The organism is Pseudomonas sp. GD03858 (assembly GCF_029840925.1).
Lineage (GTDB): Bacteria > Pseudomonadota > Gammaproteobacteria > Pseudomonadales > Pseudomonadaceae > Aquipseudomonas.
The window spans coordinates 1-9,082 of the sequence record NZ_JAOCDM010000156.1 but is presented as its reverse complement, the minus strand read 5'-3'; the positions used below and the strand labels follow the sequence as shown (position 1 = coordinate 9,082).

General features: G+C 63.9%; 7 protein-coding genes. 6 read left to right on the top strand and 1 reads right to left on the bottom strand.

Annotated elements, in window-relative coordinates:
• Positions 1-7 precede the first annotated feature (7 nt).
• From N5D48_RS24635 to N5D48_RS24620, 4 genes are all read left to right on the top strand, one after another.
• The gene (locus tag N5D48_RS24635) at positions 8-340 is read left to right on the top strand and encodes a type II toxin-antitoxin system RelE/ParE family toxin (protein ID WP_279888642.1); all 333 of its coding nucleotides are present in this window, start codon (positions 8-10) and stop codon (positions 338-340) included.
• 49 nt (positions 341-389) lie between these two features.
• A complete protein-coding gene (locus tag N5D48_RS24630; protein ID WP_279888641.1) occupies positions 390-674 on the top strand; it encodes an XRE family transcriptional regulator in 285 nt (94 codons plus the stop codon).
• A 744-nt stretch (positions 675-1,418) separates the two neighbouring features.
• A complete protein-coding gene (locus N5D48_RS24625) occupies positions 1,419-1,661 on the top strand; it encodes a hypothetical protein (protein ID WP_279888640.1) in 243 nt (80 codons plus the stop codon).
• Between the two features lie 92 nt (positions 1,662-1,753).
• A complete protein-coding gene (locus tag N5D48_RS24620) occupies positions 1,754-2,017 on the top strand; it encodes a DUF3077 domain-containing protein (protein ID WP_050704112.1) in 264 nt (87 codons plus the stop codon).
• A 278-nt stretch (positions 2,018-2,295) separates the two neighbouring features.
• Here N5D48_RS24620 and putA read toward each other — a convergent pair whose 3' ends face one another.
• On the bottom strand, positions 2,296-6,246 hold the full coding sequence (gene putA, locus N5D48_RS24615) for a trifunctional transcriptional regulator/proline dehydrogenase/L-glutamate gamma-semialdehyde dehydrogenase (RefSeq protein ID WP_279888637.1): 3,951 nt from the start codon (positions 6,244-6,246) through the stop codon (positions 2,296-2,298).
• A 360-nt stretch (positions 6,247-6,606) separates the two neighbouring features.
• Here putA and putP point away from each other — a divergent pair, with 360 nt between their 5' ends.
• Both putP and rlmJ read left to right on the top strand, forming a co-directional pair.
• A complete protein-coding gene (gene putP / locus N5D48_RS24610) occupies positions 6,607-8,085 on the top strand; it encodes a sodium/proline symporter PutP (protein WP_279888635.1) in 1,479 nt (492 codons plus the stop codon).
• Positions 8,086-8,248: 163 nt separating this feature from the next.
• Positions 8,249-9,082 (top strand): 23S rRNA (adenine(2030)-N(6))-methyltransferase RlmJ (gene rlmJ, locus N5D48_RS24605; RefSeq protein ID WP_279888633.1); only part of this gene is annotated, 834 nt, incomplete at its 3' end.

The window sequence follows — 9,082 nt, the reverse complement described above, 5'->3', positions numbered from 1 at the left end:
GTACAGGATGCATGATGGACAAAAGCCAATCGAATGGTTGGGTAGCAGCAAGCAGGACCTGCGGGACTTTCCGATTGTGGCAAGGCAGCGGGCCGGGTATCAGCTGGAGCTGATCCAGGACGGTGAGGCCCCCTTCGACTGGAAACCAATGGAAAGCGTTGGGCCTGGGACGCGGGAAATCCGCATCAAGTGTCGGGACGGGGCGTTTCGGGTGTTCTACGTCGTGAGTCGACCAGAAGCGGTTTATGTCCTGCACGCGTTTCGCAAGACGACCGAGAAGACGGAAAAGCGTGATATCGATCTGGCGAGAGCGCGATACAAATTGTTGGGCGCCTGCTGAGCTGGAGTCGACAGTGTTTGAACGAGATGGATGCACAGAGGGATTTGCGATGACAAACGAACGCTCCACTTCGGTATGGGATGCGCTGTTCGACTCACCCGAAGAGGCCGAGAACCTGCGGCTTCGGGCGAAGCTGATGAGGGTGTTGACCAGGATTGTCCGGTCTTGGGATCTGCCGCAGAAAGACGCAGCACGGCGACTGCATCTGACTCAGCCACGCTTGAGTGACTTGCTCAATGGCAAGATAGACAAGTTCTCGCTGGATGCATTGGTGAATATCCTGGCGAATGCTGATCTGGAAGTTGAATTCACGGTGAAAAAGAAATCTGCGTGATGGTTGCTTCGCTTTAGTTGCGCGGGCTTTTCCTGATTAGGTGAGGGCTGCCAGGTGTTCGCCGAAAGTTCTTCAGCGCCCATGAGATCGAGCGCCGCCCGCGCGGCGCATCGCGACGCAAGGCCGCTCCTACATTTGTTTCGGGCCAGTCTCTCCTGTGCCATTACCTGGTCCGCCTTGTTGGCTCGACACAATTTCAGCGTGGGCGTTGCTGCCGCCCCACATGACTCAAGGCATGCGCCAAGGCGGGCAGCGGTACTTTCACAGGACTCATTGGCCCGAAACAGATGTAGGAGCGGCCTTGCGTCGCGATGCGCCGCGCGGGCGGCGCTCGATTTCAAACGCGCTGCAAGGCTTTCGTCCAGCGCTTGGACGCCCTCATGCGATCGTAGCTATGGGCCTGGAAGCGCTGGCCCCAAGGGTTACCTCTGCCGTGTTTCCTACGCAGATCCCGAGACTTCCCCTATTCCATGTAGTCCATTTCCCAAACATACTTCTGCCCCCTTACAAGCCATTGCGGTGCTCTGGGTTGGTCACTAGTCTCGGGCGGTCGTTGCGAATGCAGCGATCGGCTTTGACAGGCCGCTGAGAACCTTGCGCATGGCTTCCGCGTTATGGCTGTTGTGCGTGGGGCACCTTGTGTGCGCCGGGTTAGGTTCTCTCACCGGTCTGTCAACCCACGTACAGCTGCCACCCTTTTGTTTGACAGCAGATGGTGGTGGCCCATTTTGAGAGAGCCATACCATGCTAAAGATCGTCCCCGATCCACCCCACAACCCTCACTCCCTCGAAGACACCCTCATCCAGGCCACCGAGTACGGCCCTTGCGCCTTGACCGTGGCCCATCATGCCGTGCAGCTCAAACCCAGGTCGCCGGCTGCCGTGTTGATGATGGCATCGATGCATGAAATGGAGTCGCTGCGTGTGTTGCTCGAAGCGGCGTTGATCCCGGTGCAGATGCCAGTGCAGGCGCCGACGTTGCATTAGGCCGCGAGGCATGAGTTGCCTGGTCTGGCCCTTTCGCGGGCTTGCCCGCGAAGAGGCCCGCACAGGCACCGACCCTTTCAGGGAGAACAACCATGACCACAGACAACACCCCCACCACCGTCGGTAAGACCAAGTTCTATCAAGGCGAAGGCATGACCGACCCACTGTTCTGCATCGAACCCGGCATTCCCTGCCAGCATGCCCGCGACCAGGCCTCGGAGCTGATGGGCTGCGTACGCGACCTGACCATCACCGGGATCATGGAGGAAAAGCCCCAGTTGCTCTGGGCCTCGTACTACCTGAGCGCGCTGGCCAAGGCGCTGATGGATGATGCCGAGCTCGGCATGAAGCATTGAGACTTGTGCTGCCAGTGCCGGCCTCTTCGCGGGCAAGCCCTACGGGGGCTTGAAGTTGATGAAAAACCTGTAGGAGCGGCCTTGTGTCGCGATGGGCTGCAAAGCAGCCCCGGCGATCTTTGCAACAACGCTGAAATCCCGGGGCTGCTGCGCAGCCCTTTCGCGACGCAAGGCCGCTCCTACAGGGACCGTGCCAGGTTGAGAAATCTCGGCAAGACAGTTGCTCCCACAAAAAAGGAGAGCCTGAGCTCTCCTTTTCCGTTCAACGACCGTCAGCGTCAGCCGATGGTCATCAGGCTGGCGTTACCACCTGCCGCCGCGGTGTTCACGCTCACCGCCCGCTCGATCACCAGGCGCTCCAGGGCGATCTGGTGATCGCCGCTCGACAGCCCGTGCACGCCGACGATCGCGCCGGCACGCTTGGCCACCTGCTCGCACACGCCGCGCAGCTGGTCGGAGTGGCCGTGGTGAATGACCGCATCGAAGGCCACCTCGTCCTTGCTCCAGTCGGCCACCAGCTTGATCTTCGCTTGCAGCTCCTTCGGCAGGCGGCCGCGCACGGTCTTGGCCGGCTCGCCGTCCTGGAACACCGCCGAGCTACCCACGGCCAGTACCGCCGCCAGCTGGGCCAGCAGGTCGGCCTCGTTGTCGGCCAGGCACAGCACGTGTTCGCGTGGCAGCACGCTGTAGGTGTTGCGCTCGCCGGTCGGGCCTGGCAGCACGCGGGTGATGCCGCTCTGCGACTGCTCGGCGAACTGCTCGCACAGCGCGGTCAGGTCGCTCATCTGGCTGCTGGCCGCCCAGGTCGTGAGGGTGGTCAGCGGCTTGAGCTGCTGGTCGCGCAGGGTGGTGTCAGCCTGGCTGCGTGCATCGTCGGCCTGGAAGTGGCGGGCGATGGCGTCGGCCGGGCGGGTCGACAGCAGGCGGTACAGGTACAGCGGGCCGCCGGCTTTCGGGCCGGTGCCCGACAGGCCTTCACCGCCGAACGGCTGCACGCCGACCACGGCACCGACGATGTTGCGATTGACGTACATGTTGCCGGCGTTGACGTTGTCCACCACCTTGGCGATGGTCTCGTCGATACGGGTGTGCACGCCCAGGGTCAGGCCGTAGCCGGAGGCGTTGATCTGCTCGATCAGTTGGTCCAGGTCCTTGCGGTTGTAGCGCACCACGTGCAGCACCGGGCCGAAGATTTCGCGCTTGAGCTCGTCGAAGCTTTCCAGCTCGATCAGGGTCGGCATCACGAAGGTACCGCGCTTGATCTCCTCGCCTTCGGCGATGGCCACCTGGTAGACGGTGCGGCCTTTGTCGCGCATGCCCTGGATGTGCTTCTCGATGCCGGCCTTGGCTTCGGCGTCGATTACCGGGCCGATGTCCACGGACAGACGCTCCGGGTTGCCCAGGCGGCTTTCGGCCATGGCGCCCTTGAGCATTTCGATCACGCGCTCGGCGGAGTCTTCCTGCAGGCACAGCACGCGCAGGGCCGAGCAACGCTGGCCGGCACTGTCGAAGGCCGAGGAGACCACATCGATCACCACCTGCTCGGTCAGCGCCGAGGAGTCGACGATCATGGCGTTCTGGCCGCCGGTTTCGGCGATCAGCGGGATCGGGCGGCCCTGGTTGTCCAGACGGCCGGCGATGTTGCGTTGCAGCAGGCGAGCGACTTCGGTGGAACCGGTGAACATCACGCCCTTGACGCGCTCGTCACCGACCAGGCCGGCACCGACGGTTTCGCCCTGGCCCGGCAGCAGTTGCAGCACGCCTTCGGGGATGCCGGCTTCCAGCAGCAGGCGCACGGCTTGGGCTGCGACCAGCGGGGTCTGTTCGGCCGGCTTGGCCAGTACCGGGTTGCCGGCGGCGAGGGCCGCGGCCACCTGGCCGGAGAAGATCGCCAGCGGGAAGTTCCACGGGCTGATGCAGACTACCGGACCCAGCGGGCGGCAGCTGTCGTTGCGCAGGTCGTTGCGTGCCTGCACCGCGTAGTAGCGCAGGAAGTCCACGGCCTCGCGCACTTCGGCGATGGCGTTGGCGAAGGTCTTGCCGGCTTCGCGTACCAGCAGGCCCATCAGCGGCTGGATGTCGGCTTCCATCAGGTCGGCGGCGCGCTCGAGGATCGCGGCGCGCTCGGCTGGCGGAGTGGCCTGCCAGATCGGTGCGGCGTTCAGCGCGCACTGGATGGCGTTGTCGACATCGGCGACGGTGGCCTCCTGCACATGACCCACGACATCGCGGTGGTCGGCAGGGTTGAGCACCGGCACGGCCGGCTGCTCGCTGGCGGCGCAGGCCAGCAGCGGGGTGGCTTTCCAGTCGTTGTGGGCGGTGGCCAGCAGGGCGCAGGACAGCGACGCCAGGCGGTGTTCGTTGGCCATGTCGATACCGGCCGAGTTGGCCCGCTCGCTGCCGTACAGCTCACGCGGCATCGGGATGCGCGGGTGCGGCAGGCCGATGCTGCCTTCCTGGGTGCCCATGCGCTCGATGCTGGCGACCGGGTCGGCGACCAGTTCCTGGATGGAGATCGAGTGGTCGGCGATGCGGTTGACGAACGAGGTGTTGGCGCCGTTTTCCAGCAGGCGGCGGACCAGGTAGGCCAGCAGGGTCTCGTGGGTGCCGACCGGTGCGTACACGCGGCACGGACGGTTCAGCTTGCCCTCGGAAATCTTGCCCACGACTTGCTCGTACAGCGGTTCGCCCATGCCGTGCAGGCACTGGAACTCGTACTGGCCCGGGTAGTAGTTCTGCCCGGCGATGGTGTAGATGGCCGACAGGGTGTGGGCGTTGTGGGTGGCGAACTGCGGGTAGATGGCTTCTGGCACGGCCAGCAGCTTGCGCGCGCAGGCGACATAGGACACGTCGGTGTACACCTTGCGGGTGTAGACCGGATAGCCTTCCAGGCCCTCGACCTGGGCGCGCTTGATTTCGCTGTCCCAGTAGGCGCCCTTCACCAGGCGGATCATCAGGCGGTGGCGGCTGCGCTTGGCCAGGTCGATGACGTAGTCGATCACGTACGGGCAGCGCTTCTGGTAGGCCTGGATGACGAAGCCGATACCGTTCCAGCCTGCCAGCGACGGCTCGAAGCACAGGCGCTCGAGCAGGTCCAGCGACAGCTCCAGGCGGTCGGCTTCCTCGGCGTCGATGTTCAGGCCGATGTCGTACTGCTTGGCCAGCAGGGTCAGCGACAGCAGGCGCGGGTACAGCTCGCTCATCACGCGCTCGTACTGGGCGCGACTGTAGCGCGGGTGCAGGGCCGAGAGCTTGATCGAGATGCCCGGGCCTTCATAGATGCCGCGGCCGTGCGAGGCCTTGCCGATCGAGTGGATCGCCTGCTCGTAGGAGGCCAGGTATTTCTGCGCGTCGTGCTCGGTCAGCGCGGCTTCGCCGAGCATGTCGTAGCTGTAGCGGAAGCCCTTGGCTTCGAACTTGCTGGCGTTGGCCAGGGCTTCGGCGATGGTCTCGCCGGTGACGAACTGCTCGCCCATCAGGCGCATGGCCATGTCGACGCCCTTGCGGATCATCGGCTCGCCGCTCTTGCCGATGATGCGGGTGAGCGAGGAGGTCAGGCCGGATTCGTTGTGGGTGCTGACCAGCTTGCCGGTCAGCAGCAGGCCCCAGGTGGCGGCGTTGACGAACAGCGACGGGCTGTTGCCCAGGTGCGGCTGCCAGTTGCCGGTGCTGATCTTGTCGCGGATCAGCGCGTCACGGGTGCCCTTGTCGGGGATGCGCAGCAGCGCTTCGGCCAGGCACATCAGCGCCACGCCTTCCTGGGACGACAGCGAGAACTCCTGCAGCAGGCCCTGGACGATGCCGGCGCGGCCGCCTGCGCTTTTCTGGTTGCGCAGCTTGTCGGCCAGGCTTGCGGCCAGCTTGTTGGTGGCTTCGGCCTGGGCGGCCGGCAGGCGTGCCTGCTCCAGCAGCATCGGCACCACTTCCTGCTCGGGGCGGCGGTAGGCGGCGGTGATCGCCGAGCGCAGTACCGACTGCGGCAGGATGCTTTCGGCGAATTCCAGGAAGCACTGGTGGGCGTGGTCGGCGGCGACTTCGCCGGCGTCGTCGCCAGCGGCGGCATGGCCGTTGAGGTCGTTCAGGGTGGCGCCACCCTCGAGCTTCTCGAGATAGTTGAAGATCGCTTGCTTGATCAACCAGTGCGGCGTGCGGTCGATGGACTGCGCAGCTGCTTTGAGTCGCTCACGGGTCGGGTCGTCGAGTTTGACCCCAAGGGTGGTCGTCGCCATTTCTTATCCTCGTTATTGGCCACGGATGTGGCCTAAGCTGGCGGCAAGATTAGCTGTAGGAGAATTCGGGTGCAACCGGGTGCAACCCGAAATTGCCAGGGTAAAGGTGCAACTCGTCTGAAGGATATTTCCGTACAGCTGAAATGGTCGTTCTTGGTGCTTTTTCTTATGGAAAAGGCTGTGTTTGCTCCGAAAAGGAGCAAAAAGTGAGCTTTATCCGAAAATCCACAGCGGGGTGCAACTTGCAAATGAAAAATGGTTGCACCTCGTTCATGTTGTTGCATAGGATGCGCCGCCTGGGTGCAACCGTCGTCACACGCGGTGGTCGCAAGAGATAAAAACAACGCCAGGGCACAACTCATGGGCAATCCACTAACGATCACCTTCGTGGTCTACATTGCGGCAATGGTGCTGATCGGCTTCGCCGCCTATCGCTCCACCAAGAACCTTTCCGACTACATTCTCGGCGGCCGTAGCCTCGGCAGCGTGGTTACCGCGCTTTCCGCCGGCGCATCGGACATGAGCGGCTGGCTGTTGATGGGCCTGCCGGGCGCCATCTACTTCGCGGGCCTTTCCGAGGCCTGGATCGCCATCGGCCTGACCGTCGGCGCCTACCTGAACTGGCTGTTCGTCGCTGGCCGTCTGCGGGTGCAGACCGAGCACAATGGCGATGCCCTGACCTTGCCGGACTACTTCTCCAGCCGCTTCGAAGACCAGACCGGCCTGCTGCGGATCATCTCGGCGATCGTCATCCTGGTGTTCTTCACCATCTACTGCGCTTCCGGCATCGTCGCCGGTGCCCGCCTGTTCGAAAGCACCTTCGGCATGTCCTATGAGACCGCGCTGTGGGCCGGTGCCGCCGCGACCATCGCCTACACCTTCGTCGGTGGTTTCCTGGCGGTGAGCTGGACCGACACCGTGCAGGCCTCGCTGATGATCTTCGCGCTGATCCTGACGCCGATCATCGTGCTGATCTCCACCGGTGGCTTCGACACCACCTTCATGGCCATCGAGGCGGTGAACCCGGCGCACTTCGACATGTTCAAGGGCGCGACCTTCATCGGCATCATCTCGCTGATGGGCTGGGGCCTGGGCTACTTCGGCCAGCCGCACATCCTGGCGCGCTTCATGGCCGCCGATTCGGTCAAGTCGATCGCCAATGCCCGCCGCATCTCCATGACCTGGATGATCCTGTGCCTGGGCGGTACCTGTGCCGTCGGCTTCTTCGGCATCGCCTACTTCTCGGCGCACCCTGATCTGGCCGGTCCGGTCACCGAAAACCACGAACGCGTGTTCATCGAGCTGGCCAAGATCCTGTTCAACCCGTGGATCGCCGGTGTGCTGCTGTCGGCCATCCTGGCGGCGGTGATGAGCACCCTGAGCTGCCAGCTGCTGGTGTGCTCCAGCGCCCTGACCGAGGACTTCTACAAGTCGTTCCTGCGCAAGAACGCCTCGCAGACGGAGCTGGTCTGGGTCGGTCGCCTGATGGTTCTGGCCGTTGCCCTGATCGCCATCGCCATGGCTTCCAACCCTGAAAACCGTGTGCTGGGCCTGGTGGCCTACGCCTGGGCCGGTTTCGGTGCCGCCTTCGGTCCGGTGGTGCTGATCTCGGTGCTGTGGAAGGGCATGACCCGCAACGGCGCCCTGGCCGGTATCGTGGTAGGCGCGCTGACCGTGATCCTGTGGAAGAACTACGTGGGCCTGGGCCTGTACGAGATCATCCCGGGCTTCCTGTTCGCCAGCATCGCCATCTTCGTGGTGAGCAAGCTGGGCAGCCCGACGAACAGCATGGTTTCGCGTTTTGAAACCGCTGATGCGGCGTATCACGCCGACAAGTAACGCCTGCTGAATCGGCGTCTGCTTCTTCGCGGGTAAACCCGCTCCCACAGGGATTTCACTGTCCTTGTGGGAGCGGGTTTACCCGCGATTGCTTCAGCACTGACCGGCGCACCTGACGACTCCCTCGCGACAAGGTAAACTTGGCGCCCCCGCAGGAGTCCTCATGAACTATCGTCACGCCTTCCACGCCGGCAACCACGCCGACGTCCTCAAGCACATCGTGCTCACCCGCCTCATCGCCCTGATGTCGCGCAAGGAGCAGCCGTTCGCCTACATTGATACTCACGCCGGCCTGGGTCTCTACGACCTGCAAGGCGACCAGGCGAGCCGTACCGGCGAATACCTCGAGGGCGTGGCCCGCCTGTGGAACCGCGACGACCTGCCGGAGGCGACCGCCGACTACCTGCGCATCATCAAGCGCCTGAACCAGGATGGCGAGCTGCGTTACTACCCGGGTTCGCCGGAGTTGGCGCGCCGGCTGATGCGCCAGCAGGACCGTGCCCTGCTCAACGAGAAGCACCCTGAAGATGGGGCGCTGCTCAAGGAGAACATGAAGAAGGATCCGCGGGTCACCGTGCACCTGGGCGAAGGCTGGCACATTCCGCGGGCCCTGCTGCCGGTGCAGGAAAAGCGCGCGATCATGCTGATCGACCCGCCGTTCGAGCAGGCCGACGAGCTCAAGCGCTGCTGTGTGGCGATGAAGGAGGCGATCGGTCGCATGCGCCAGACCGTCGCGGCCATCTGGTACCCGATCAAGGATCAGCGGTCGCTGACCCGTTTCTATCAGGACCTGACCAGCACCGGCGCGCCGAAGCTGCTGCGGGTCGAGCTTTACGTGCACCATCAGGACAGCCCGCAGGGCCTGAACGGTTCGGGCCTGGCCATCGCCAACCCGCCGTGGGGCCTGGAAGACGAACTCAAGACGTTGCTGCCGTGGCTGGCCAAGGAACTGGCGCAGACCGCTGGCAGCTTCCGCATGGACTGGCTGATCGCCGAG

Excerpts from the sequence above, each read along its gene's own strand:
- N5D48_RS24635 (WP_279888642.1), top strand. The coding sequence starts at position 8 with ATGCATGATGGACAAAAGCCAATCGAATGGTTGGGTAGCAGCAAGCAG.
- N5D48_RS24630 (WP_279888641.1), top strand. The coding sequence starts at position 390 with ATGACAAACGAACGCTCCACTTCGGTATGGGATGCGCTGTTCGACTCA.
- N5D48_RS24625 (WP_279888640.1), top strand. The coding sequence starts at position 1,419 with ATGCTAAAGATCGTCCCCGATCCACCCCACAACCCTCACTCCCTCGAA.
- N5D48_RS24620 (WP_050704112.1), top strand. The coding sequence starts at position 1,754 with ATGACCACAGACAACACCCCCACCACCGTCGGTAAGACCAAGTTCTAT.
- putA (WP_279888637.1), bottom strand. The coding sequence starts at position 6,246 with ATGGCGACGACCACCCTTGGGGTCAAACTCGACGACCCGACCCGTGAG.
- putP (WP_279888635.1), top strand. The coding sequence starts at position 6,607 with ATGGGCAATCCACTAACGATCACCTTCGTGGTCTACATTGCGGCAATG.